Here is a 24,723-nt window from a genome sequence, read left to right on the forward strand (position 1 = left end):
TCTTGAAATATCACTACAATTTGTTGATAATGGGTTTTACTGTCAAAGTGAGCATTCAGTCAAAAGGTCTCTGGAACGTAACAACCAAAAACACGGTAATAATTAACAGGAGCTCGGTTTCCGAAATTAACCTGATTAATTTGAACAATTTGGCCTAAGAAGACCTCGTGAAAAGAAAGTCTACGAAATTGCTATGCTGGCGAGAACGATAAAGACGTCATTAATTCATTACAGCTTGCATGACCCCACAGTATTGCATGATTTTATTTTAATGGTTCCATAAACACTACAAAAATATTGCTAGGTCATGGCAAAACAACAAGCTGACTAGCGGTCCAATATCTCATAAATTAAGGAGCTAAATTATTAACGCCAAAATGGCTCCAATAATGAGAATGATGACGTACTTGAAAAGCATAAATAGGCGCATCTCCGGATCCTTTAAAAAAAGAGTATCAATAACAAGACTTGCAAATAAGGTTATGAACAGAAGTAGCCTGACATTCGTTTTCTTTCTAACGGCGGCATACGCGAATAACAGAGTAGAAAGACAGAACAAAAAGAGCAAGATCATAAGAATCATATTGTAATTCCCAGTAGAACTGTTTATCCATTTATTTAGATTTTCGAAACTGGTCTGTATAAAAGTAAACATTCGATTATCCCCCAAAACTTTCAATGTATTTACACCGCATATCAGCTAGATTGCTAAAAAGTCTAACAACGATGGCCACAGTGTAATCTAGAACGATTCATGATTTGACAAGCTCTTTGATTTTGTCCTTAAGTAAGCGTGATTCTGTAATGATTTAAGCTATTCTCAAATTATTTAGTATATTAGTAAAGGTGACACCTCAATTCAGCAATAATGATCAGGGTGATAAAATACGTCACTGATATTTTATGCTTATTTAGCAATAAATGGAAGCGCTAATTTCGTTCCCAATATATAATATAATTAATTTATAGCATATAAAATGATCTATTTTTAAATCAAGTATTTTATATCAGCTGCTGGAAGCTCCAATGTTCCTTACTCAGGGAAAACTTCTTCCTTGATGTCCTATTTTCTCTTCAAGTGTAGTGGCAGTGTCCATATACTCATTCTTTTTGTTGCTCTTCACTCTTCATCAGTCAGCCATTCTTCTGCTCAGTATTGCCTGCTGGTTTGGGGGACAGATAAAGTTTGCCTGTTTGCATCAACTATCAAAAGACACCGGTGAGAAAATAACTCACCGGTGTCTTTTTAGTATTTTATTCTGATTTGGATTTCGACAACGCGACCATTGAGATCCAGATGCCCGCTTTAATCCAGACGATTCAAAAAATCTGTCAAAAAAGCTAAACGCCTTTGCGCCTGCCCAAAAATATCCGGCTGATATTGCGTGAGCACCTCTTCACCAAAAGCCCTGTGCGCGATGTACTGGTCATAGCGCAGTTCAATTTGAATCGCCGTTATCCCCTGTTGGTGCCCATAATAGCGCGTGATGTCGCCACCACGAAACGGAAAATTATTTTCGACAGTCCAGCCCTGCTCGATTAACCGATTTGTTAGTGCTTGCCGAAATGTTTTGCTGGAAGTCCGGTCGTGATCGTTGCCTAAGACAATGGTTTTTGGCTTAACGCCCGGATAATACGGATATTGAGCAAAGCTGTGCAGGTCAATTAAATAAGCATGGCCAAATTTTGCTTTCTTTTGATTCAGCAACCTGCTTAGCCGATGGCGGTAAGGCCAGTAAAATATGCGGACGCGTTGCTGCATCTGCGCAGTCGTTAACGGTTTTGCGTATAGCGGATGGTCAAATGTGTTGCGCTAATAGATGGTGGCTGAGCGATAATCATGGTGCGGTTCGTAAGTCACAGCGCGGTTGGGATCGGCAACGTAGCGATTGATGTGATTGATCAATGTCGTAAACCCAGCGGCCGGTAAAAAGCGATAGAGTTCAGGCAAGAACCAATCCGTGTTGGCTAACACAGCTGTCGGCAGCAGCGCCTGTTTCATGGACTCAGGAAGCCAAGTGCCGCTGTGCGGTAAACTAATGACGACCGGTGAATCATAATCCTGATTCAGCACCGAGTAAGTCGCGTTTTGGTCATTCAAATATGAACCCCCCCTTATTGCAAACGACGCACCGTAAAAAATCAGCACCGAACGATTTTCGCCCGGTGCTGACTACCTTTTTACTTAATTAAGCGCAACATTACGACTCGCGGTGGCCTTCTTCAGGTAAAAGAATGGTTTGACTCTCACCATCATCATAAGCCATCACGGTGTCCGGGAAGCTGGGATCGTATGGGAATGGCAGATCCACGGCCATTTCCGTATCGGCCCCTTCTTCACTAAAATGAACCGTCAGCTTGCCTTGATTATTCTGCAGATCAAAGCGCAGTAAGTTGTTCAGTGGCACCACGCCTTGTAAGTTGCGGTCGATGATCATCCAAATACTATCGATAATTTCGCCTGGCAAGTTCGAAATGACGCCAAATGTCGCGAATCGACTATGATTTGCTTCAAACATGACTTGGCTCCTTTCCTCAGTCCTGCGTGGCAATATCCGCAAACCGTGCATCGACAAAGTCTGCCAACACTTTGGGATCAATGCCAACGGAACGGCCGACTTTGCCAGCTGATACAATCATTTGCTGCTGATTTTCGGCCTCTTGACTGATAAAGATCGGGTACTTGTGGCGTTCATGAATGCCAATCGGTGTGTTAGCGCCGTGTTCATAGCCAGTCGTTTTCACAAGGTCTTTTAACGGCACCATACCCACTTTGCGATTGCCGGAGACCTTGCTTAGCTTTTTGTAGTCGACATGCCGATCTAAGGGAACAACGCCAACCACTGGCCCGGTCTTGTTGCCGGTCAATACCAGCGTTTTATAAATTTGATGTTCCGGAACATCGAGGTGATCGACTTCCAACTGGGCAACGTCGCCCACTTCTTCGGTCGGAAATTCATAAGGCACGTAGGTAATGCCCGCTTTGTCTAACATTTTTTCGACCAAGGTTTTTTCTGTCTTATGATGTTTAGCCATTGCGACCCCTCCTCACGAAATTTCCATCTGACCTACTTGAAAACCTTCACTTAAAATACTAGGGCAATTGCAGCGAAAATACCACCATCAAGCGCCGGTGTATGCCATTAACGTGAACATATCGTAGTCCTTGATCTTATCGCGGCCATGTAAGTCGCTTAATTCAATCAAAAAGGCTGTACCAACCACCACACCACCCAGTTGTTCAACTAGGCGAATCGTTGCGGCAATGGTACCCCCAGTTGCCAGCAGGTCATCACAAACCAGAACCCGTTGACCCGGTTTGATGGCATCCTTGTGTAAATACAGGGTCGCTTCGCCATATTCCAGATCGTAACTGGCCTTAACGGTTGGCCGCGGCAGCTTTCCCTTTTTCCGGGCCGGTGCGAAACCAATGCCTAACTTGTAAGCGACCGGGCAACCAACAATAAAGCCGCGTGCTTCCGGACCGACGATCATCTCAACGCCTTTGTCCTGGGCATAAGCGGCTATTTCATCAGTCGCTGCGGCATATGCCTTTCCATCTGCCATCAGCGGCGAAATATCGCGAAAAATAATTCCCGGTTCCGGAAAATCCTTCACACTTGCGATGTAATCTTTAAAATTGATGGTCATGATCCTACCTCACTGTCTGTATGCTCCGTCAGCAACATCGCTTCTAACTGGGCTCGCGGCATGGTTTGCAGCTGCTGCGCGAGCGTCAGAAATTCCTCGCGCGCTGCATAAGCCTTGGCCGTCTGCAGTGGCTTCTTGGCCGGTGCTGTGACTGGAGAGATAAAAGCACCATCTATTGTAACAAAGTCAAGTTCAAAAAACACCTGAATCGCCAAGATCACCTGATGGACCGTCAAGTGCACGGCCTTAGCGATCGCCGGAATGTGGTGCTTGTCAAAAACGGGATGGGCCTTGAGAAAATGCAAAACAGCGCCGAACTCAACGCGCGTCGGAATGGCCACTAAATGACTGGGTGCACCGTAAAACATAATGGCGACTGGTGGTTGGATTTGCTGCATGACTGCCCGCAATTGTGCACGATTCTGCGGTAAATCAACCAAAACAGCGTTGGCTAGCGGCGATGTGACCTGCTCAGCCGTCAGCGTCGGGCCACCAAAGGAGAATTGCCGCTCAAACTGCTGCTTAACTTTCGCGTCAAAAAAGACATAGGTGCGACTGCTTTTGAACTGGCTACCGTCAACAGAAGGCATTCGCCAATCAATGACTTGCGGTTGCTTGACTTCATAATCTTTTAGCATCAGTTGCAAGCTCGTATTGCCTTGCCAGGTGTTCTGATCCAGTCTGACAGCAAGCTTAACGGCTTGGGCGTCAACCAGCGTTGCGGCGGCCTCACCAAAACCAAAACCGATGACATTAATGCCATTGTCCACCTGAAACCGGAGATGAGTATTTTCTTTGCCGATTTGCTTCACGTTTTGAATCACTTGCGGCTGAAGTGAAAAGGTTGGTTCAGGATTGCCCTGGCCAAAAGGCGCAAGTTGGCGAATCAATTCGTAATGCGCTAACGTCAAATCATCATTTTCCAGACGCGCAGCAATCGGCAGCGTCGGCTTTGGCACGGTTTTGAGCATCGTTGCCGCAGCCTTCTCCATCTGGGCATGAATTTCCGGTAGCACCTCGGTCTTGGCCGTTAATCCAACTGCCATATGATGTCCGCCAAACGCCACCATCTTGTCTCTAACCGGTTCTAAGGCATTAAAAAGATGATAGGCTTCGATAGAACGACCCGAGCCTTTAGCAGTCACACCGTCATCAGCGATATTCATAATCAGTGTCGGCTTGCCAGTCGCCTCAACCACTTTACTGGCAACGATCCCGACAACGCCTTCGTGCCAGCCTTTTTTCGCCAGCAGCAAAGTCTTGGCAGCCTGGTTTTCCGGGGTCTGTGCCATTGCCAGTGCTTCTGTAGCAATCTTGCTGACCAATCCTTGGCGCTCCTGATTTAATTTACCAACCTGTTGCGCCAGATCAGCCGCAACATCTTCTTCAAAAGTCGTCAGCAAGGTGACGCCAGGATTCGCATCTCCCATGCGGCCTAGTGCATTCAGTCGCGGACCAATCACAAAGCCGACTGTTGTTTCGTTAACAGTTTCCGGGGCAACGCCCGCCTCTTTTAAGATCGCGGCAATCCCCACCCGCGGCTGAGTTTGAATCATTTTCAAACCCAACTGTGCAATGACGCGATTCTCATCGGTTAGACTAACCAAATCCGCGATCGTCCCTAAGGCAGCCAAATCGACGCTTTCAAGCGGCGGCTCGCCAAGCAGCGCAGTGGCCACTTTGAACGCCACACCGGCACCGGAAAGATCGCCAAACGGATAATGACCTTCAGGATGCCGCGGGTGCACGACCGCTACCGCATGCGGCAGGTTTGCGGGCAGTTCATGGTGATCCGTGACCACAACGTCCATCCCGGCTTCCTGAGCAGGATCAATCACAGATGCTCCAGCGACCCCGTTATCAACCGTGATCACCAGTTGCGTGCCGGTTTTTTGCAAATAGGCGTAGACTTCGGCATTCGGACCGTAACCGTCAGCAAACCGATCCGGAATAAACACATCGGGTTCCGCGCCAAGGCTCTGCAATGTTTCATGCATAATGGCGCTGCTTGTCAGGCCATCAACGTCATAGTCACCGTAAATCGTGATTTTTTCATTATGTTCGATTGCTTTTAGGATTCGCGCAACTGCCTTATCCATGTCGTGCAACGCAAACGGATCGTGCAGCCGGCTGATGTCTGGGTGTACGAACGCTTCGTAGTCAGATTTATCCTTAATACCGCGCTGCCATAACAAAGTCGCCAAAAAGGCCGGCACGCCTAATGTCTGACTCAATTGTTGAACGGCTGCTGGATCGGGTTGTGCGGCGAGTTGCCACTGATACTGCGTCATATTGTTTCGTTCCTTTCTAACCGATCCAGTATACCAGAGAAACCGCCACGAATTAACCGGTTGCCACAAGTTTTCCATTGCAGCACTGGCCTTCTTAACCTCCTCTATCGCTTCTTTACCAAACCCATCCGTTCGGGCAAGAGAAAGCGTGATATAATTGATTTGTTAGAAAGCCCTACTCCAGTCAGCGACTTTAACCGGGCAATCCGTAATTGACGGATTGTCTTTATTAGACAAAGCGTAACGGCTCAAAGCCTTTCGCAGACCGTTACGATTTTTAAGGAGGAAGCACCATGGCAAAATCTCAAGACCAGTTCAATGAAAAGGCCGGCAAGAAGATTACAGTTTCTGACGAAGCAGTCGATAAGGCAGCTAAGCAAATTGAGAAAGTCGGTTATGTAACGGAAAAAGACGTTCCGGAAATGATCGACCGCGATTACACCCGGGCATTGTCAAAGAAGGTTTCCGCAAAACTTCACAGCGACAACGACGATGATTACTTCTACGAGGAGCCTTTTGATTACGAAAACGGGCGAATCGCCAACATCATCTGGGATATGGATAAAATCAAGACACGTGAAGAAGCCACGAAGACCTTGGCAAATGAACTTGGTTTAACTGTACCGAAGATCGTCATGCGCAAAGTTGACGAACAGGTCTTCTAAAACAGAATGTTGACAAAATCGATGCCCGGCAAGGCATCGATTTTTTTCTTACTTTTAAATGATGCTTCTGTATCAAGAAGGACCTAATGGCGGGCATTGACTGATACTCATGTGTACGGCCTTTTAATGAGATAATTATGCACCATTTTGAGAATTGTGTGATAATAATGATAAAGAAAGGACGTGAAAGTCATGGCTGATCAGCAAGTACTGGACGACTTTTTTGCTAAAGCCAAAGCTGCGTTGGATCTACCCGCCGCAACCTACGAAGATGCCTATCAACTGGGCGGACCTGAGTTGGCTGACGAGCTGGCTGCTCTCGTGAAAACCGGCCAAAAGACCGCAACCACCAGCGGCTTTGAACTCTATACCATTGAGCAGGATCCACTACCGATTGCCGGTGTTTACAACATCATCTTGGATCGTCAGGATCGCCCTGTCGCCTTGACTTTCACAGACAATGTGTTTGTGACGCCGTTTACCAAAGTCGATGCCACGATTGCCAGACGTGAAGGTGAAGGTTCTCAATCGTTGGCAAGCTGGCGTGCAGCTCACAAAGCGTTTTTCCGACGCGAATATCAGGCAAACGGTATCCAGTTTGATCCCGCCTCATCAATGGTGGTTGTCGAAGAGTTTCACACGGTTTATCCGATTGTTCAAGCGAGGTGACGAACATGAGTCTTAAAAATCGCACGGCATTAGCGGAAAAGAAAGTCACAGGGAAACTCGAGGACATCCCTCACCCGACTTTAGACGCGACTATCTACATCCTTGTTTTCGGCATTACGGCGCTCGGCGGCTTGGTTTCCTATGGCGCATACCAGTTCTTCAAACCGGAACGCAAGCTGGCACATAAGGCAAAACATATTGTGGATGATCATCAGCGTAAGAATGAGGGCTATTAGACTGCACGAAAGTAGATTAAAACAACCAGACGCCACGGATCATCAGCGCCTGGTTGTTTCGTTACTGTGAGTTATTGTCAGCTATCAAAAATGCAGAGCTGCCGTTTAGAGGAACAGTATCAGTAAACGTTACAGATTTAAATGACTACAAAACGCTATTTCCCGCGGCTTTCTTCATCGTTCATCTTAAGAATACTCATAAATGCTTCTTGAGGTACCTCCACGGAGCCCACCGCTTTCATTCTTTTCTTACCGGCCTTTTGTTTCTCTAGCAATTTGCGTTTCCGGGTAATGTCACCGCCGTAGCATTTAGCCAAAACGTTTTTACGATAAGCTTTGACGGTGCTGCGCGCGATAATCTTATTACCAATGGCTGCCTGAATCGGAATTTCAAACTGTTGCCGCGGAATGGTTGTTTTTAATCGAGCAACAATAGCCTTGCCGCGATCATAAGCAAAGTCTTTGTGAACGATGGTGCTCAGAGCGTCAACCGGATCGCCGTTGAGCAGGATGTCCATTTTGACTAAGTCACTTTGACGGTAACCAATAATTTCGTAGTCCAGACTAGCGTAACCTTTGGTGCTGCTCTTGAGGTCGTCAAAGAAGTCATAGATGATTTCGGATAACGGTAGTTCGTAGATCACATTAACCCGATACTTATCCAGATAATCCATCGTAACAAATTCGCCGCGCTTACGCTGGGATAGTTCCATGACCGGTCCGACATAATCGTTTGGCACCATAATCGAAGCCTTCACGTAGGGCTCGCGGATTTCTTTGATTTCACTGGCATCTGGCATGTCGGCTGGGTTATCGATTGTCTTTTCAGTTCCGTCTGTCAAAACCACTTGATAGTCAACGCTTGGCGCCGTCATGATTAAATCAAGGCCATAGTCGCGTTCCAGGCGCTCCTGGACGACATCCATGTGTAACAGCCCTAGGAACCCACAACGGAAGCCAAAACCAAGCGCCTGGGACGTTTCTGGTTCGAACTCTAGCGCCGCATCGTTGAGCTGTAATTTTTCCAATGCTTCGCGCAAATCATTAAACTTCGCATTATCGACTGGGAAAAGTCCGGAGTAAACCATTGGCGTGATTTTCCGGTAGCCTTTTAATGGTTCTTTTGCCGGCCGATCCGCTAGTGTGACAGTATCACCGACACGAGTATCCTGAATCGTCTTAATTGATGCAGTAATGTAGCCGACATCCCCTACCATCAAAAAGTCGCGCTTAACGGCTTTAGGCGACATAACCCCGACTTCTGTTACCTGAAACTGCTTGCCGTTGCTCATCAGCTGAATGGTGTCACCGACCTTGAACTGACCTTCCTTAACGCGGACATCAAGCACAACGCCACGATAATCATCGTAAACCGAATCAAAAATTAAAGCTTGCAAGGGTGCGTTTATATCCCCAGATGGTGCAGGAATGTCTTTTACAATCCGTTCAAGAATTTCCGGAACACCGAGCCCGGTTTTGCCACTTGCCAAAATCGCATCGGAAGCATCAAGGCCGATCATTTCCTCGATTTCTTCTTTGACCACATCCGGCTGGGCGCTGGGCAGGTCGACTTTGTTGATGACAGGAATAATTTCCAGATCATCGTCAATCGCCAAATAAACATTGGCGAGCGTTTGGGCTTCCACCCCTTGAGTGGCATCGACAACTAACAGTGCCCCTTCACACGCCGCCAGACTGCGACTGACTTCATAACTAAAATCAACGTGTCCCGGCGTATCAATCAAGTGGAAAATATAGGTTTCGCCATTTTTGGCTTTATAGTGCAATTCGACCGCGTTGAGTTTAATCGTAATCCCGCGCTCCCGCTCAAGCGCCATATCATCAAGCACTTGCGCCTGCATGTCACGCTTGGCAATGGTGTCGGTTAATTCCAAAATGCGATCGGCAAGCGTCGATTTGCCATGATCAATATGGGCAATAATCGAAAAATTGCGGATATGCTTTTGTCGTTCCAGCATTTCTTCATGATTCATCTTTAATAGTGCCTACTTTCTAAGCGAACGTTTGATTCTTATTATAGCAGAGCGTGAGCTGGCGCGGTTAGAAACCGGAGTGTAAGTGGCCTTGGTCGCAATGGCCAAAATCGGGCCATTGCGACCAAGGTCCTTACACGTAGATTTCTGCGACTGTGAGCGCGTTTCCGCAACCAGACAAGTTAGATTGAAGTTGCCAGACAAGGATATCAAAAAATCGGTTCCAGCGACAAGTTGCCTCCAGAACCGATTTTTTTTGTGTCAATTAATTTTAGCGCTTTATTTCCCGCCTTTAAACGCTTCTTTAACACGGTCAAACAACGTGCCATTATGCGGCGTGACATCTTCACCGCTGGCAGCAGCAAATTGCATCAATGCTGCTCTTTGTTTCTCATTCAGATGCTTTGGCGTTTGAATTTCGACGGTAACAATTTCATCGCCGGTTCCGTTGCCGCGCAGTCTTGGCGCACCCTTACCGCGTAGTCTGAACTTAGTCTGGCTTTGGGTACCTGCCGGGATCTTCAACTCAACCGGTCCATGAACCGTATCGACTTTGATTTCGTCGCCCAATGCAGCCTGCGCAAAGCTTAATGGGATGGTCAGATAGATTTCTGCGCCGTCCCGTTGATACTTTTTGCTTGGTGCAACTCGGAAAACAATGTACAGATCACCGTAAGGCCCGCCGTTGGTCCCCGCTTCACCAGCTTGTTGCAGCCGCATTTGCTGACCGTCTTCAACGCCGGCTGGAACCTTGACATCAATAGTGTGACGTTCTTGTTCATGACCGCTGCCATGGCAAGTCGGGCACTTTTCTTTGATTTCTTTACCGGTACCGCCGCAGACGTCGCAAACCTGGCGTGTCATCATCGTGCCAAAGGCCGTATTTCGTTGTACCTGGATGTAACCGGTACCATGGCACTTATGGCACGTTACCGGGCTGGTACCCGGTTTAGCTCCACTACCATGACAGGTATGACAAACAGCTTCGCGATCGTAGGAGATCTTGGTATCTTTACCAAAAATCGCCTCTTCAAAAGTCAAGTCCATCCGGTATTGTAAATCGGCGCCTTGACGCGGTGCCGACGGATTCGCTTGGGCACCACCGCCAGCTCCGCCAAAGAATTGGCTGAAGATATCGTCAAAGCCACCGCCAAAACCACCTTGGCCACCGAAATCGCCAAAGCCGCCTGCCTGACCTGCGCCTGCGCCGGCGTTGCCGAATCCCTGCGGACCATCAGCAGAACCATACTGATCATAGGCCGCACGTTTCTGGGGATCAGACAGGACCTGATAGGCTTCATTTATCTCTTTAAACTTTTGCTCTGCACCTGGTGCGTGATTGAGATCGGGATGATATTTTTTCGATAGCTTGCGAAAAGCCTTACGAATGGTGTCATCATCGGCATCCCGGCTCACACCGAGCGTCTCATAATAATCTTTCTGATCCGCCATGAGTTCCTCCTCGATTCAGATCGTGACTGAAAATGCCAATTCAGCATAGCATAATTCAAACAAAAAGCCAAAACCGCGCCGCGGCTTCGGCTTTTTGCTGATGATCTGCGACCTTACTTCTTATCGTCGTCAGAAACATCCTTGTAATCGCCATTGATGGTATCATCGTCAGACTTCTTGCCGGTACCGCCTTGCGTTGCACCGGTTGCAGCACCACTCGCAGCGCCGCCTTGTGCCTGCTGATTCTTCTGGGCGTTTTCATAAAGCTTAACGGTCATGTCCTGAACCAGCTTGTTCAAGTCGTCCCGCTTTTGCTTCATGTCATCAAGGTTGTTTTCTTGTTGCGCTTTCTTCAAAGCTTCCTGAGCATCCTTGACTTTCTTGATATCTTCTTCAGGAACCTTGCCGTCAACGTCCTTGAGTGTCTTGTCGGTCTGGAAGAGTAACTGATCGACATCGTTCTTCAAGTCGACTTCTTCCTTACGCTTTTTGTCGGCTTCAGCGTTTTCTTCGGCTTCCTTCTTCATGCGTTCGATTTCTTCATCGGACAAACCACTGGAACTCTTAATGGTGATGTTCTGTGACTTGCCGGTGCCGAGATCCTTGGCAGAAACTTGAACGATCCCGTTCTTATCGATATCAAACTTGACTTCGATTTGCGGAACCCCACGTGGTGCCGGCGGAATATCCGTCAATTCGAAGCGACCAAGCGTTTTGTCATCCGCTGCCATTGGCCGTTCACCTTGCAGAACGTGAATGTCAACGGCCGGCTGGTTATCAGCTGCAGTTGAGAAGACCTGACTCTTGGACGTCGGGATGGTTGTGTTACGATCGATCAACTTGGTGAAGACGCCACCCATGGTTTCAATACCCAAGGACAGCGGCGTAACATCCAACAGAACAACATCCTTAACATCACCGGAAATGACACCACCTTGGATAGCGGCACCCAAAGCAACGGCTTCATCAGGGTTGATGCTGTGATCAGGGTCTTTGCCGGTCCATTCTTTAACGGCTTCCTGAACCGCCGGAATTCGTGTAGAACCACCGTTCAAGATAACCTTGTCGATGTCAGCGTTGGTTAGCTTAGCATCCTTCAACGCATTTTCAACCGGTTGCTTGGTCTTGGCAACCAAGTCAGCGGTCATTTCGTCAAACTGAGCACGCGTCAAAGTGCGTTCCAAGTGCAACGGTCCATTAGGGCCAGCAGAGATAAACGGTAGACTGATCTGGGTCTGGGTAACGCCAGACAGATCCTTCTTTGCCTTTTCAGCAGCATCCTTCAAGCGTTGCATCGCCATCTTGTCTTTGGACAGGTCAATGTTGTTGTCCTTTTTGAATTCGGAAACCAACCAGTCGATGATCTTGTTATCAAAGTCATCGCCGCCCAAATGGGTATCGCCATTGGTTGACAGAACTTCAAAGACACCGTCACCTAATTGCAGAATGGAAACATCGAACGTCCCACCGCCAAGGTCATAAACCAGAATCTTTTCATCCTTGTCGCCTTTGTCCAGGCCATAAGCCAGTGCTGAGGCGGTTGGTTCGTTGATGATCCGCTGTACATTCAAACCGGCAATTTTACCGGCATCCTTGGTAGCTTGACGTTGGCTGTCATTGAAGTAAGCCGGCACGGTAATAACGGCATCCTTAACCGGTTCGCCCAGATAGTCTTCAGAAAATTTCTTGATGTATTGCAGAATCATCGCAGAAATTTCCTGAGGGGTGTATTCCTTGTCGCCAACCTTAACCTTGTAGTTGGCTTCGCCCATGTGGCGTTTAATCGAAACAATCGTATCCGGGTTGGTAATTGCCTGACGCTTGGCAACTTCACCGACTTGAATTTCACCATCTTTAAAAGCAACAACAGACGGTGTGGTCCGATTGCCTTCAGGATTTGTAATGATCTTTGGCTGATTGCCTTCCAAAACCGCAACAGCTGAGTTGGTGGTTCCTAAGTCAATACCAATAACTTTACTCATATTGTTATACCTTCTTTATTTTCAGTTTAATTATTTAGCAACAACGACCATAGCAGGGCGTAAAACGCGATCTTTGAGATAATACCCTTTTTGCAGGACCTGAGCGACAGTATCAGCTGCGTGTTTGTCATCAGCCGCGACTGTTTGTACAGCCTGTTGGGTATTCGGGTCGAATTTTTCACCGGTGCCATCAATAGCAGTGATGCCGTTCTCCTTCAAAGCACGCTCCAAATGGTCATAAACCATCTGGACACCTTTTTTCAGTGAAGCAGCACTATCATCTTTGGCCTCGGTTGCAAGCGCACGTTCAAGATTATCGACAACTGGCAAAATCGCCTTTGCTAACTTCTGGCCGTCGTACTTCAGCATCTTCTGTTGCTCTTTTTCGAACCGATGATTCATGTTTTGAATCTCCGCGGCTGCTCGCAGATATTTATCTTCAAATTCATCACGTTCTTTCTTCAACTGTTCACCTTCGTGTTGGCTGGTTTTCAGTTGATCATTGAGATCAGCGATGCTTTCTTTCAGAATTTCTTCTTTAAGCGAAGATCCTGACGTTTCAGCAGGTTGCTTTGCCTGTTTGGCGGTATCTGCCGCGGTTTGCTTTGCTTTTTTCTCTGCCATGGTATCCTCCCTTTAAACCATATTTGCCAGTCGTCATGAAGCAACGCTAGCAAATATTTTTTAATATTCATTGATCAAAGTTGGCATAATAATCTGTCAACCGTTTTGCCAGCTCTTCACGGAAAACATCCAGCAGTCCGATCATTTTCGAATAAGGCATCTGCGTCGGTCCTAGCAAGGCGATCATTCCAGTGCCGTGGTCACCAACATCGTAGCTAGCGGTGATTAAACTGAGGTTGGCCAAATCAATTGGCTTAAGCTCTGGCCCCAAACGTACTTGAACCGGCGTTTGACGAATCGGTCCGCCAAGCAGTTCCGTCAGATCACCGTGATCAGCGTCAATCAATGACACAATCTTTTTCAGTTCATGGATATCGGAATCGCCTAGGTAATCCATCAGATTCAACCGCCCGCCAACGTAAAAGCGCTCGGACGCAGCTGATTTCAAGACGTTGCCGAAGATATCCAAGAAGCCTTCAGGACTGGTCAGATACTGCATTAACATCGAAGGCACATCGGTTTTCAGCCGCTGTGCAACTTGAATTAATGGTAGTCCAACGAGTTGATCGTTGACAATTCGAATCGCCTTTTCGAGCTCATCGGATGAGATGTTTTGCGATACGGTAAAGACCTGGTTTTCAATGTTACCGTTATTCGTGACCAAAATCGCCATGACTTGGTGATTGCCTAATGGAACAAGGCGAAAACCTGTCAGCTTGATATTGGTTACTTCAGGTCCCAGGCTAATGGCCGTGTAACTCGTCAGATTGGACAAAATTTGCGCACTTTGCGCGACAATCTCATCCATCTTATTGTATCGCTGGCTAAATGCCTGCTTGATAGTCGCCAGTTCTTGATGCGAAACACGCACCGGTTCAACAAGGTGATCGAGATAATAACGATAGCCTTGCGTTGACGGTACGCGCCCGGAACTGCTGTGGGTCTTGGTGATCAAACCGGCATCTTCTAGCGACGCCATATCATTACGGATTGTGGCGGAACTGACATGAATGGGCAGCTCGCGCATCAATCGCTTTGAACCAACCGGCTCTCCGCTTTCAGTAAACAGGCGGATGATTTCTTTTAAGACGAGCACTTGCCGTTTCGTCAACATTTTCTCACCTCACCTTAGCACTCGTTTCGCACGAGTGCTAATACACTGAATAATATACCAAGCACCGTTAGCAAAGTCAAGGCGAGCTTGCTAAAATCTTCAGTGTTTTCGGTGTTTCTAGCCAGTGGCGGCCATTTTTTCAAGAAAAAAGAGCCGTTTAAATAAGCGGCTCGTCAAGCAAAAACTGTTGAAAGACTTCGTTGCCTAAAAACTTGCCCTTGTTAGTCAGCCGGATGAAGCCATCATCGCGCTGTAACAAGCCTTGGCTTTCCAACTCAGGTACGGTCTCGCCATAAACGGCATCAACGGTCAGATGATAGCGCTGATAGAAGCGTTTTTCACTTACGCCGCGCATGGTTCGCAAGCCAAGGAACATTTCTTCTTCAATTTGTTCGGAAACCGGAACCAAATGATGAGCCAAAACCGGTAAATGATCGGTGTGAAGCGGCGTTAGGTACTGTTTGATCGGGCCATAATTGTGATACCGATCGCGACCGAGATAACCAAACGCACCAGCTCCAAAGCCGAAGTACTTGTCATTTTGCCAGTAAAGCAGATTGTGTTGGCATTGATAACCATCTTTGGCAAAATTGCTGATTTCATATTGATGTCTGCCATGTGCTTCCATTAAATCAATGGCATCCTGGTACATATCGGCTTCGACATCCTGCGTTGGCGAGCGCAATTTGCCTTGGCGCATCAAATTATAAAAAATGGTTTTCCGTTCAAGAATAAGTGAATACGTCGAATAATGCGGCAAATCTAAATCGAGGGCTTTTTGTAGACTATTTAAAAAGTCGTCCCGGTTTTGATCAGGTAATCGGAAAATCAAATCAATCGACAGATTATCAAACCCGACTTTTCTGGCATTGGCAATCGCGGCATACACATCTTTGGCGCGATGAATCCGCCCGATCCGTTTGAGAACATCATCATTAAAAGACTGGACCCCGATCGAAAGCCGATTAACGCCATAGTCATGTAAAACCTGCAACTTATCGGTCGTCAGCAAATCATTGGGATTCGCCTCAAACGTGAATTCACCAGAATCGAAGTGTAAAATGTCGTGGATACCCTGGCAAAGTTTCGCCAACTGTTTAGGCGTCAGAGTTGTAGGTGTCCCGCCGCCGACATACACCGTTTCGATTTTCTCATCAGGGTGCTCAGCCATGACCATTCGCATTTCTTTAAGCAACATCGCAACATAGTCATCAACCGGCTGTCCTTCAATGAAGACTTTATTGAAATCACAGTAGTAACAAATATGTTCGCAAAACGGAATATGAATATATGCGCCTGCCATTTTAACCCTTCCTCGCGAAATACTGACGGACTGCCGTTTCATCTTTCTTTAATTGGGTAATCAGGCCTTCTGCATTGGCAAATTTCACTTCACCGCGCAGATAGTGGTACCAACGAACCTGGACAGTTTTGCCATAGATCATGCGGCTAAAATCGAGCAGATTAATCTCAAGCGTCACATCGCGATCACTGCCAAAAGTGACATTGCGGCCAATCGAAGCCATCCCCAGATACCAAGTACCATCCACGTTTACCGTCACGGCATAAATCCCGATGCCAGGAAGCCACTGCTGACCTAATGTTGCCAGATTAATGGTCGGAAAGCCAAGTTCTCGACCACGGGCTTCGCCATGCACCACTTTGCCAGTCGTTAAATAAGCGTACCCTAATAGCTCGTTTGCCGTATCTATATCACCTTGATCCAACGCATCACGAATCCGGGTCGAACTGACTTTTGCACCATCTTCGGCCAACTTAGGTACGCTAACAACTTCAAACCTGCCATGCGCGTAGTCGGGCAACAACGCCATATTGGCAATCGCGCGTTTACCGTAAGTATAGTCAAAACCGGCCACAACTGTATCGGCTTTCAGGCCCACCAAATACTGATCCACAAACGCTTGCGGCGATAAGGCAGCAAATTCTGGTGTAAAGTGAACAAAATACAACAAATCCACGCCTAATTGCCGCATTAAATCAATCTTTTCGTCACGCGTTGACAGATACTGAATCGTTGTTTTACTAACGCCGCGATAGACAACAGCCGGATGAATATCAAATGTCATCACGGCTAACGGCAATTTTTGGGCTAAAGCAATTTGCTTTCCTGCTTTAATCACGGCTTGATGACCGCGATGTACGCCATCAAAGAAACCCAGCGTTAAAACAATGGGCTGTGGCGGCGCCGCTGATGCTTGCAACGGCGGGTGAATATCAATGACTTCCATCAAAATTATCTCTCATTCTTCTCATTTGCTAAAAACATAATATCCGGGCGATACTGGTGTTTTTCGAACCGATAAATGGCTTTCAAAACGCCATCGTAATGTAGCCGAACCCGTGGTCCATCCAACTGAAGGGTCAAAAATCGGCCGTGTCGGACATCGTCATACTGGTCGTCTGTCAAATCAACTTTCGGCAACTCAGCAAACGCAACATCAATCGGTTGGATCACTGACGCTAAGGTGCCGTCAGCAATATGTTGCCCCAAGGCTTCAAGACTGACCGCTTGGGCTAATGTAAAGCCGCCGCTTTTAATCCGCGTCAATTGGCTCATTACCGCAGCGACGCCTAGCGATTGGCCAACATCAACTGCCAAGGTTCGGATATAGGTCCCCTTAGACACCGCAGCCTCAAAACGAAAACGTTGGATCCCTTGAGTTGCATTGAAAACCGGTTCACTGGTTCGCTCAAACCGTTTTACCGTTACCTGACGTTTTGGCCGTTCAACTGTCTCGCCGGCCCGGGCATATTCATACAGTCGCCTGCCGTTGACTTTGACTGCTGAAAACATTGGCGGTACTTGGGTAATCTCGCCTGTCCATTGCGTGAGCACCTGATCCAGTTCAAGCACCGCGACCGGCTCGACCAGCGGCGTTCGCTTCACCACCTCACCATCAAGATCTTCAGTGGTCGTTGCAAAGCCAAGTGTGATTTCGCCGGTATAAATTTTGCCACTGGCCATTAATTGGGGCACAGCTTTGGTTGCCGCGCCAATCGCGAGCGGCAAAACACCGTCAACGTTTGGGTCAAGCGTGCCGGAATGACCGATTTTTTTAATGTGAAGAAGCTTGCGTGCATGATAAACGGCATCGGCACTGGTCATGCCGGTCGGTTTATACAGCGGAAGAATGCCGTTCATGAATTCGGCTCCTTTCAGTTTTCGGAATTAAAAAACGTTAATTGTTGTATCTCATCAAGCTTTGGGCTTGGTATACATGCTGCGATGGTGCTTGGCATGGACCGCATGGCGCCATCCCGCCCAAATGAAAATCAGCACGACCGAAATCGAAAAGAGCCAGTCCGGCGTTTTAACGTTGATCATAGGCAAACTCAATCCAAGCTTGATGGCAATGAGACCAACAAGGACATACGCCGCGGTTTCCAATTCAGGTACCCGGTCAATGAAGGTCGTGATCACTTGGGCAACGATCCGCATCGCCAAAATACCCAAGCAACCGCCGATTAAAACAATGACCGGATTACTGGAGACGGCCAAAGCTGCCAAGATTGAATCCACCGAGAAAACAATATCGAGGCTTTCAATTTGAAAAACCGTACCCCATAAACCATGGGCACGTTTAGCCTTTTTGTCTGTACTACTTTTAGGATGACGAACCGCATAAAAATAGCTGGCACTCATCCATACCAGATACAAAGCGCCAAGTGCCTTAATCGGCCAAAACTGTAATAAGTAAGTTCCCAGTCCGATGGCAATGAAGCGAAACAGATACGCCCCACCCATGCCATACATCAAGGCCTTTTTACGGTCCGACTCAGCCTTAAGCTGTTCGGTCTGGGCAGCGAGAACAACCGCATTATCAACGGAGAGCATACATTCTAAAAGGATTAAGCTAAAAATCGTGACTAAGCCACTGACCGAAAAAGCCAGCTGCCAGTTGTGGATAGAAAAGAATGGTCCGTATAAGGCCCCTAAAAACTTGATCGTGATTCTTCCCTTCTCAATGCTTATTATTATACCGTTCAAGCCAGGAAAGCTAAAGCGGCTATTGCGAGAAAAAGAAGACTGCTCGTTGCATGATGATGTTATTGAAAATTGGTGCACCAAAAAAGGATCCAGTCTTTGCGACTGAACCCTTTCTGGTTGAACAACGCTATTCTAAATTCTTGCGCCGCACTTCGTTAATTAACTGATCAATACGGGCACCATACTGAACGGATTTGTCTTGAGCAAATTCGATTTCCGGCACCTTGAACAGCCGAATCCGCTGCCCGACTTCACGCCGAATCAGTCCACTGGCTTTATCCAAACCGGTTTGGGCTGCTTCGACTTTATCAGGTGCATCATCGAGAATACTGTAGAAAATGGTGGCATGTTGCAGATCACCGGTCAGTTTGACTCCGGTAATCGTCACGCCTTTGACCCGCGGATCGTTAACATCCTTTAACAAGATATCATCAACTTCACGTTGGATCTGAGTCTCAACTCGACCGATACGATGCTTCATCTGCGAATTACCTCCTGTTGAGCGTGAGCCGGCGCGCTTAGAAGCCGAAGTGTAAGTGGCCTTGGGCGTGATGGCGCTCTTTGCCATTGCGACCAAGGTCCTTACACGCAGGCTTCTGCGCCGGCGAACGCGTTATGGTGGAGCGTTCGTCAACTTTTCACAGCCAGCAAACGCCTTTCCCTTAAATGACTTCCGTACACTGTTTACTTAACCGGTACTTCTTCCATTGTAAAGGCCTCGATCTGATCACCGACTTTAATATCATTATAATTCTCAATGGTCAGCCCGAGTTCAAAGCCTTGGCGAACCTGCTTGACATCATCTTTAAACCGACGAAGTGAACCAAGTTTGCCTTCATACTTGACAATACCATCACGGATGAGGCGAACGCCGGCATCGCGGGTAATATACCCGGAGTCAACGTAACCACCGACAACCGTGCCGACTTTGGAAACCGGAATCGTTTCACGAACGGTGACCGTACCGATAACCTTCTCTTCATAAGTTGGCTCCAGCATACCCTTCATCGCAGACTCGACTTCTTCGATTGCCTTGTAGATGACACTGTGCAAGCGAATATCAACATCATCTTGTTCCGCCTGCGCCTTAGCCATTGCTGTCGGCCGAACATTGAAGCCAATGATGATGGCATTACTTGCTGCAGCCAGTGTCACATCACTTTCATTAATCGCACCAACTGCTTGGTGGATAATGTTGACCCGAACGCCTTTGACTTCAATCTTCTCAAGACTACCTGCCAAAGCTTCAACAGATCCTTGGACATCCGCCTTAATGATGACGTCAACTTCTTTGAGTTGACCCTCTTTCATTGTTTCAAACAGATTATCCAAAGTGACATGGGTCGTGTTCTTACGTTCTTCTTCTTGAGCCCGTTTTGCCCGTTCTTCACCGGCAGCCCGTGCAGTCCGTTCATCCGCAAAGACAACGAACTTATCAGCGGATTGAGGCACGTCGTTAAGCCCAGTAATTTCGACTGGCATGGATGGCAACGCATCCTTGACCCGGCGACCATGATCGTTGGTCATGGCACGTACACGGCCAAAGGTATTTCCGACAACAATCGGATCGCCGGTATGCAAGGTCCCTTGTTGAACCAAAACCGTTGCAACCGGTCCCTTACCTTTATCCAAACGTGCTTCGATGACCGTACCGACAGCTCGCTGATCAGGGTTAGCCTTCAATTCGAGCACATCCGCTTCCAGTAAGATCATTTCCAATAATTCGTCAATGTTCTTACCGAATTTAGCTGAGATTTTGACAAAAATCGTGTCGCCGCCCCAGTCTTCTGGAATCAGCCCATATTCGGTCAATTGCTCCATGACGTGTTCCGGATTAGCACCTGGTTTATCGATTTTGTTGACCGCCACAATGATCGGCGCCTTGGCAGCCTGGGCGTGATGAATCGCTTCAATCGTTTGCGGCATCACACCATCGTCAGCAGCAACCACAAGGACAACAATATCGGTAATATCGGCACCGCGCGCCCGCATGTTGGTGAAGGCCGCATGCCCCGGAGTATCAAGGAACGTAATCAACCGATCGCGTAATTTAACCTGATACGCGCCAATATGCTGCGTAATGCCACCGGCTTCGCCTTCAGTCACGTGCGTATGCCGTAACTTGTCCAGCAAGGTTGTTTTACCATGGTCAACGTGCCCCATGATCGTCACAACTGGCGGCCGTGGCTGCAAGTTGTCTTGGCTCTTGTTTTCTTCTTCGAACACTTTGTCCAAATCGGAAATGTCTTCATGAACCTTTTCCTTCGCGTCAATACCATAATCGGTAGCCAAAAGTTCGATGGTATCTTTGTCCAGACTCTGGTTCTGGTTGACCATCACGCCCAACATAAACAGTTTCTTGATTAATTCAGCTGGTTCACGATGAAGAATCTTGCCCAGTTCCTGAGCATTCATCCCAACTTCATAATTCAAGACTTCTGGTAACGGCCGCTCTTTGCGCTGTGGCATTTCCTTCTTCGGCTGGCTCTGCTGACGGCGCTTGTTCTTCTTGTTGCGCCGGTTGCTGTTGCGGTTAAACCCGTTGCGATTCCCAAAGCTGTTGCCGCGACCAAAGTTGTTATTCCCACCACCGCGCCGACTATTGCGGTTGTCCTGACTGCCGACCGTTGCTGGTTTGGCAGCTGGCGTAACGGCAGCCGGTTTTGTAAAGCGTTGATTGGTTTTTGCAGCTGGTTGTTCGGTGCGAGGACGCTGTTCTGTCCGTTGCGGCCGTTGTTCCGTCTGTGGCCGCTGTTTTGCACGAGTCGATTCAGAGCGTTCAGGACGTTTACTCGCTACAGCCGGTTTAGCTTCTTGTTGACGCTTTGGCTGTTTCCGTTCGGATTCCGGCTTGACGAATTTCCCGCCATTTCCGGCGACCGGACGCGGATTACCGTTAGCTGCGGTCGGGCGGCCGGCACGTGGCATTGGGCCGGTCACACGCTGGTTGTCAAACCGGCGATTACGATCGCGCCGATTGCGATCATTCGGCCGATTGTTATTCGCAGAACGGTTGTTATTGTTGCTGCGATTGGTGTTCCGGTTTCCTGTCTTAGCAGCCGCTGCCGGTTGCTCGCCACCGCGGTTGTGATTCCCGGACTTATGCGCTGTCTGGGTGCCCCGTGGCCGCAAAATCGTTGACTTACTTAAAATGATTTTACCGTCAGCAGTTTTGTTGGACCGTGCCGGCTTATGCTCATGCCGGGTCGGTTTTTCTGCAGCTGCATGCTGATTATCTTTAGCACTTGTAGACGCTGCTGACTTGGTCGGTTTAGCAGCCGCGGATGTTGAAGGTGTTTTAGCTGCTGAAGACTTGCTCAACACCCCTTTGATTTTTGCTTCCTGATCTTGATCGATCGAGGACATGTGATTCTTGACTTCGATACCCAAGTTCTTGGCGATATCGATCACGTCTTTATTATCGACGTGCATTTCTTTGGCAAATTCATAAACGCGTTTTTTGCCCATTTCTTCACGCTCCCTGCAATTTAGGTGAGCAGCTCTTGCATCTTCTTGGCGAAGCCTGCATCTGCCACGGCAATGATTGAACGATCACTACCGATAGCCTGTGATAAGTCCATTTTGGAGAATACTGTCACCAAAGGAACTTTATAGTAGCTGCTTTTATCGGAAAACTTCTTGCGGGTATTGGCACTTGCATCACTGGCGACAAACACCAGCTTTGCATCACCGGAACGAATCACTCCTAACACCAGTTGGTCACCGGTGGTTAAGCGACTGGCGCGGCGGGCCAATCCCAATAAATTCAAAACGGCTTGTTTTTGCATGGTTACTTGCCGAATAGTTCCTGACGCGCCTTTTGGTGATCGACATAAGCAAAAAGATCATCATAAAAGGTCGGGTCAATGGTGATACCGAAGGCTGCGTCAATCAGTTTCTTTCCCTTGGCCTGTTTCACAGCATCAGGATTCAACGCTACATATGCGCCCCGTCCTGCTGCTTTGCCAGTCGGATCGATTGCAACAACATTTTCCTTGTTCTTAACGATGCGAACAAGTTCTTTTTTGGGCATCATCGTATTGCTTAGCAAGTCCTTGCGCATTGGAATCTTACGCTTTTTCATGGCTCGCCTCCTTATGCCTGTGACTGGTCATCAGCGTTTGGGGTGACCGGTGTTGCCTCGGATGTGTCATCCGATTGTTCGGCTTCGGTTGGTTCATCGCTAGCTGCCTCGGTGTTGTCGACCTGATCATCTGACGCCTCTGCTGCTTCAGCTTCCGCCTCTGACAACTCATCGTCATCCACGAATTCAACTTCGGATTCTGGCTTAATATCGATCTTATAACCAGTCAACTTTGCGGCAAGCCGCGCATTTTGACCTTTTTTACCGATGGCCAGTGACAGCTGATAATCAGGAACGATCACGGTTGCCGAACGGTCATTATCTTCATCGTTGAACTGAACCGCGATGACCTGGGCCGGATTCAAGGCATTGGCGATGTAATCGGCAGGATCTTCTTCCCATTGAACAACATCCATATTTTCGCCTGACAACTCATTGACTACCGCCTGCACCCGAGCACCGCGCGGGCCAACCGTTGTGCCGACAGCATCGACAGCATCATTAGTCGCCCGAACCGCAATCTTCGTCCGATCGCCAGGTTCACGCGCAATGTTGACAATTTCAACCGTACCGTCGAAAATCTCCGGAACTTCTTGCTCAAACAAGCGTTTAACCAAGCCCGGATGCGTTCGACTAACGAAGACTTGCGGGCCTTTGCTGGTATTTTCGACCTTGGTCACATAAACCTTGATGCGATCGTGTGCCTCATACTTCTCGTTTGGCATCTGATCTTGGCGGCCTAAAACGGCTTCGATCTTACCTAAGTTAACGTAGATGAACCGATTATCGCGCCGCTCGACGACCCCTTGTAAAATTTCATCTTCATACTGAGAATACTCATCATAGACAATACTGCGTTCGGCTTCCCGCACACGCTGCATAATCACCTGCTTGGCAGTTTGGGCAGCGATTCGTCCGAAGTCCTTCGGGGTGACTTCGAATTTGATTTTGTCGCCGATTTCGTAAGCCTTATTGATTGCCAAAGCTTCCTTGAGGCTTACTTCCAGTCGCGAATCAAAAACTTCATCAGTTACCTCTTTGACAGCATAGACATGGATGTCGCCTTGTTTAGGATCAAATTCCACATCGACATTTTGCGCCTGATTGTAATTACGCTTATACGCGGAAACCAGTGCGGCTTCCAAAGCTTCGATCACAACCTCTTTCTTAACGCCTTTTTCTTGCTCTAAGGCGTCAAGTGCTTGGATCATTTCCTTTGACATGCTTTTCTTACCTCCACTAGAATTCGATCGCCAACCGTGCAGAAGCGATCAATTTTCGGTCGATGACCTGATCGAATTTGCGGCTTTTATCTTTAACCGTTAATGTCAACTGGTCAGGTTTCAGATCTTTCAAAGTACCTTCGAAGATTTTCTTACCGTCCAGCTTCTTGAATAGCGAGACATGAATGTAGTCGCCGACTGCCTGCTCATAATCCATCTCACGTTTCAACGGTCGCTCGGCACCGGGACTGGACACTTCAAGGAAGTATTGTTGCGGAATCGGATCCGGGTCCATACTGTCCAGTTTCTCGGACAAAGCTTCGCTGACCAACACACATTCATCCAGTGTGATGCCACCTGGCTTGTCGATATACACCCGCAAGTACCAGCCGCCGCCTTCCTTCACAAATTCGACATCCGTGAGGTAAAAATGATGGTCGTCCAAAATCGGTTTGACCAAAGCGGTCACGGTTTCAACAACCGATTGCGTACTCAAGCCACCGCCTCCTTTATTGTTCACTCAAGACTTTTGATTCTAACGGTTGCCAGACAAACATCATGACGTTCGCCAATAAAAAGAGTGAGCATCGCTGCTCACTCACCGCCAGAACCTTACTTTACTATTGCTACAATACCATAGATAGCCGCCACTTGCAAACAGGCAGTCCGTTGTGGTAGTAAGCGTCACTACCAACTTCACATGATTTTGCTACTTTTAGGTTATGCCAC

22 protein-coding genes and 1 pseudogene are annotated in these 24,723 nt (G+C 47.8%); 3 read left to right on the forward strand and 20 right to left on the reverse strand.

The window, feature by feature from the left end; all coding sequences use genetic code 11:
* Positions 1-1,306 precede the first annotated feature (1,306 nt).
* The 5 genes and pseudogenes from LBCZ_RS07360 to recJ form a co-directional block, all read right to left on the reverse strand.
* A pseudogene (locus LBCZ_RS07360) lies at positions 1,307-2,101 on the reverse strand (N-formylglutamate amidohydrolase).
* Positions 2,102-2,201: 100 nt separating this feature from the next.
* Entirely contained in the window at positions 2,202-2,519 is a 318-nt protein-coding gene (locus LBCZ_RS07365) for a DUF960 domain-containing protein (protein WP_010488150.1), read from the reverse strand.
* Between the two features lie 16 nt (positions 2,520-2,535).
* Positions 2,536-3,036, reverse strand: a complete 501-nt coding sequence (gene ybaK, locus LBCZ_RS07370; protein ID WP_025012480.1) for a Cys-tRNA(Pro) deacylase — start codon at positions 3,034-3,036, stop codon at positions 2,536-2,538.
* Positions 3,037-3,123: 87 nt separating this feature from the next.
* Positions 3,124-3,651: an adenine phosphoribosyltransferase gene (locus LBCZ_RS07375; RefSeq protein WP_010488148.1), complete on the reverse strand. Its 528-nt coding sequence runs from the start codon at positions 3,649-3,651 to the stop codon at positions 3,124-3,126.
* Positions 3,648-5,942 carry a single-stranded-DNA-specific exonuclease RecJ gene (recJ, locus tag LBCZ_RS07380; RefSeq protein ID WP_025012479.1) on the reverse strand — a complete coding sequence of 765 codons (2,295 nt, stop codon included), beginning with the start codon at positions 5,940-5,942 and terminating at the stop codon, positions 3,648-3,650. Before recJ ends, LBCZ_RS07375 begins: the two co-directional genes overlap by 4 nt.
* A 293-nt stretch (positions 5,943-6,235) precedes the next feature.
* On the opposite strand from recJ, the gene LBCZ_RS07385 reads away from it, so the two are divergent.
* From LBCZ_RS07385 to LBCZ_RS07395, 3 genes are all read left to right on the forward strand, one after another.
* Positions 6,236-6,607 (forward strand): hypothetical protein, encoded by a 372-nt coding sequence (locus LBCZ_RS07385; RefSeq protein ID WP_025012478.1) that lies wholly within the window; start codon positions 6,236-6,238, stop codon positions 6,605-6,607.
* A gap of 192 nt (positions 6,608-6,799) precedes the next feature.
* Positions 6,800-7,276: an ASCH domain-containing protein gene (locus tag LBCZ_RS07390; protein ID WP_025012477.1), complete on the forward strand. Its 477-nt coding sequence runs from the start codon at positions 6,800-6,802 to the stop codon at positions 7,274-7,276.
* 5 nt (positions 7,277-7,281) lie between these two features.
* Positions 7,282-7,512, forward strand: a complete 231-nt coding sequence (locus LBCZ_RS07395; protein ID WP_025012476.1) for a hypothetical protein — start codon at positions 7,282-7,284, stop codon at positions 7,510-7,512.
* A gap of 155 nt (positions 7,513-7,667) precedes the next feature.
* Here the strand turns inward: LBCZ_RS07395 and lepA are convergent, their stop codons facing one another.
* From lepA to rimP, 15 genes are all read right to left on the reverse strand, one after another.
* A complete protein-coding gene (gene lepA, locus LBCZ_RS07400) occupies positions 7,668-9,506 on the reverse strand; it encodes a translation elongation factor 4 (protein ID WP_025012475.1) in 1,839 nt (612 codons plus the stop codon).
* Positions 9,507-9,785: 279 nt separating this feature from the next.
* Positions 9,786-10,958, reverse strand: coding sequence for a molecular chaperone DnaJ (gene dnaJ / locus LBCZ_RS07405; protein ID WP_039639069.1), 1,173 nt, complete (start codon positions 10,956-10,958; stop codon positions 9,786-9,788).
* Positions 10,959-11,071: 113 nt separating this feature from the next.
* Positions 11,072-12,940, reverse strand: a complete 1,869-nt coding sequence (gene dnaK, locus LBCZ_RS07410; protein WP_039639070.1) for a molecular chaperone DnaK — start codon at positions 12,938-12,940, stop codon at positions 11,072-11,074.
* A 30-nt stretch (positions 12,941-12,970) separates the two neighbouring features.
* Entirely contained in the window at positions 12,971-13,564 is a 594-nt protein-coding gene (grpE, locus tag LBCZ_RS07415) for a nucleotide exchange factor GrpE (RefSeq protein ID WP_025012474.1), read from the reverse strand.
* 67 nt (positions 13,565-13,631) lie between these two features.
* The gene (gene hrcA, locus LBCZ_RS07420; RefSeq protein ID WP_025012473.1) at positions 13,632-14,678 is read right to left on the reverse strand and encodes a heat-inducible transcriptional repressor HrcA; all 1,047 of its coding nucleotides are present in this window, start codon (positions 14,676-14,678) and stop codon (positions 13,632-13,634) included.
* A 157-nt stretch (positions 14,679-14,835) separates the two neighbouring features.
* Complete coding sequence (gene hemW, locus LBCZ_RS07425; protein ID WP_025012472.1) at positions 14,836-15,981, reverse strand: radical SAM family heme chaperone HemW; 1,146 nt, start codon at positions 15,979-15,981, stop codon at positions 14,836-14,838.
* A gap of 1 nt (position 15,982) precedes the next feature.
* Positions 15,983-16,927 (reverse strand): riboflavin biosynthesis protein RibF, encoded by a 945-nt coding sequence (ribF, locus tag LBCZ_RS07430; RefSeq protein ID WP_025012471.1) that lies wholly within the window; start codon positions 16,925-16,927, stop codon positions 15,983-15,985.
* A gap of 5 nt (positions 16,928-16,932) precedes the next feature.
* Positions 16,933-17,841 (reverse strand): tRNA pseudouridine(55) synthase TruB, encoded by a 909-nt coding sequence (truB, locus tag LBCZ_RS07435; protein WP_039639072.1) that lies wholly within the window; start codon positions 17,839-17,841, stop codon positions 16,933-16,935.
* A gap of 54 nt (positions 17,842-17,895) precedes the next feature.
* Positions 17,896-18,687, reverse strand: coding sequence for a TerC family protein (locus LBCZ_RS07440; protein WP_025012470.1), 792 nt, complete (start codon positions 18,685-18,687; stop codon positions 17,896-17,898).
* Positions 18,688-18,814: 127 nt separating this feature from the next.
* On the reverse strand, positions 18,815-19,168 hold the full coding sequence (gene rbfA / locus LBCZ_RS07445; protein WP_003565780.1) for a 30S ribosome-binding factor RbfA: 354 nt from the start codon (positions 19,166-19,168) through the stop codon (positions 18,815-18,817).
* A gap of 203 nt (positions 19,169-19,371) precedes the next feature.
* Positions 19,372-22,155 carry a translation initiation factor IF-2 gene (gene infB / locus LBCZ_RS07450; RefSeq protein ID WP_025012469.1) on the reverse strand — a complete coding sequence of 928 codons (2,784 nt, stop codon included), beginning with the start codon at positions 22,153-22,155 and terminating at the stop codon, positions 19,372-19,374.
* 20 nt (positions 22,156-22,175) lie between these two features.
* Complete coding sequence (locus LBCZ_RS07455) at positions 22,176-22,475, reverse strand: YlxQ-related RNA-binding protein (protein ID WP_025012468.1); 300 nt, start codon at positions 22,473-22,475, stop codon at positions 22,176-22,178.
* Between the two features lie 2 nt (positions 22,476-22,477).
* Positions 22,478-22,771, reverse strand: a complete 294-nt coding sequence (gene rnpM / locus LBCZ_RS07460) for an RNase P modulator RnpM (protein ID WP_010488102.1) — start codon at positions 22,769-22,771, stop codon at positions 22,478-22,480.
* Positions 22,772-22,782: 11 nt separating this feature from the next.
* Positions 22,783-23,994, reverse strand: coding sequence for a transcription termination factor NusA (nusA, locus tag LBCZ_RS07465; RefSeq protein WP_025012467.1), 1,212 nt, complete (start codon positions 23,992-23,994; stop codon positions 22,783-22,785).
* Positions 23,995-24,010: 16 nt separating this feature from the next.
* A complete protein-coding gene (gene rimP / locus LBCZ_RS07470) occupies positions 24,011-24,490 on the reverse strand; it encodes a ribosome maturation factor RimP (RefSeq protein ID WP_025012466.1) in 480 nt (159 codons plus the stop codon).
* Positions 24,491-24,723 lie beyond the last annotated feature (233 nt).

Source organism: Lacticaseibacillus casei DSM 20011 = JCM 1134 = ATCC 393, from assembly GCF_000829055.1.
Taxonomy (GTDB): Bacteria; Bacillota; Bacilli; order Lactobacillales; family Lactobacillaceae; genus Lacticaseibacillus; species Lacticaseibacillus casei.

Coding starts and splice junctions, on each gene's coding strand:
- nusA (WP_025012467.1), bottom strand. CDS start 23,994: ATGTCAAAGGAAATGATCCAAGCACTTGACGCCTTAGAGCAAGAAAAA.
- infB (WP_025012469.1), bottom strand. CDS start 22,155: ATGGGCAAAAAACGCGTTTATGAATTTGCCAAAGAAATGCACGTCGAT.
- dnaJ (WP_039639069.1), bottom strand. CDS start 10,958: ATGGCGGATCAGAAAGATTATTATGAGACGCTCGGTGTGAGCCGGGAT.
- hemW (WP_025012472.1), bottom strand. CDS start 15,981: ATGGCAGGCGCATATATTCATATTCCGTTTTGCGAACATATTTGTTAC.
- ybaK (WP_025012480.1), bottom strand. CDS start 3,036: ATGGCTAAACATCATAAGACAGAAAAAACCTTGGTCGAAAAAATGTTA.
- grpE (WP_025012474.1), bottom strand. CDS start 13,564: ATGGCAGAGAAAAAAGCAAAGCAAACCGCGGCAGATACCGCCAAACAG.
- LBCZ_RS07455 (WP_025012468.1), bottom strand. CDS start 22,475: ATGCAAAAACAAGCCGTTTTGAATTTATTGGGATTGGCCCGCCGCGCC.
- dnaK (WP_039639070.1), bottom strand. CDS start 12,940: ATGAGTAAAGTTATTGGTATTGACTTAGGAACCACCAACTCAGCTGTT.
- LBCZ_RS07385 (WP_025012478.1), top strand. CDS start 6,236: ATGGCAAAATCTCAAGACCAGTTCAATGAAAAGGCCGGCAAGAAGATT.
- LBCZ_RS07375 (WP_010488148.1), bottom strand. CDS start 3,651: ATGACCATCAATTTTAAAGATTACATCGCAAGTGTGAAGGATTTTCCG.
- LBCZ_RS07390 (WP_025012477.1), top strand. CDS start 6,800: ATGGCTGATCAGCAAGTACTGGACGACTTTTTTGCTAAAGCCAAAGCT.
- LBCZ_RS07365 (WP_010488150.1), bottom strand. CDS start 2,519: ATGTTTGAAGCAAATCATAGTCGATTCGCGACATTTGGCGTCATTTCG.
- LBCZ_RS07395 (WP_025012476.1), top strand. CDS start 7,282: ATGAGTCTTAAAAATCGCACGGCATTAGCGGAAAAGAAAGTCACAGGG.
- truB (WP_039639072.1), bottom strand. CDS start 17,841: ATGAACGGCATTCTTCCGCTGTATAAACCGACCGGCATGACCAGTGCC.
- hrcA (WP_025012473.1), bottom strand. CDS start 14,678: ATGTTGACGAAACGGCAAGTGCTCGTCTTAAAAGAAATCATCCGCCTG.
- recJ (WP_025012479.1), bottom strand. CDS start 5,942: ATGACGCAGTATCAGTGGCAACTCGCCGCACAACCCGATCCAGCAGCC.
- rbfA (WP_003565780.1), bottom strand. CDS start 19,168: ATGAAGCATCGTATCGGTCGAGTTGAGACTCAGATCCAACGTGAAGTT.
- ribF (WP_025012471.1), bottom strand. CDS start 16,927: ATGGAAGTCATTGATATTCACCCGCCGTTGCAAGCATCAGCGGCGCCG.
- lepA (WP_025012475.1), bottom strand. CDS start 9,506: ATGAATCATGAAGAAATGCTGGAACGACAAAAGCATATCCGCAATTTT.
- rnpM (WP_010488102.1), bottom strand. CDS start 22,771: ATGAAAAAGCGTAAGATTCCAATGCGCAAGGACTTGCTAAGCAATACG.